Annotated in this window: 1 protein-coding gene; it reads left to right on the forward strand. The window is 37.4% G+C overall.

The features are described 5' to 3' along the window. Positions 1-167 precede the first annotated feature (167 nt). A partial coding sequence (locus AC2JF9_RS09435) for a hypothetical protein (protein ID WP_500727254.1) occupies positions 168-439 on the forward strand: 272 nt, incomplete at its 3' end.

A 439-nucleotide genomic window follows, 5' to 3' on the forward strand; every position in this document is an offset into this window, starting at 1 on the left:
GTTGGATATGGATAATGCAGTTTCTGATAAATATAAAGTGACAGCCATCCCTACAACATATTTTGTCAATAAAGATGGAATCATCGTCGATCAGATTTTGGGCTACGGGGGAGCTTCACTTTTCGCAGAAAAATTTAAAAACCTAGCAGACACACAGGAGCAGATAAATGAATGAAATTATTCGCATAGGTCCATTTATACTGAAGTATGAATTATTGGTTACAATTATCGGCGGGCTGATCGGGTATTTATTTTTGCTATTTAGAATTAAGAGAATGAGTATGGATAAACAGGTGATTACGGACACGGTCCTAGGCACTGTTTTATTAGGAGTATTGGTATGGAAGTTCGGGGATGTTTTGTTTAATCCAAGTATCATATGGACAAATCCATTTTCTGTTTTGTATCTGGGCGGGAATGGGAAGACATTGCTTATAGC

The organism is Lactobacillus sp. C449L (genome assembly GCF_059900815.1).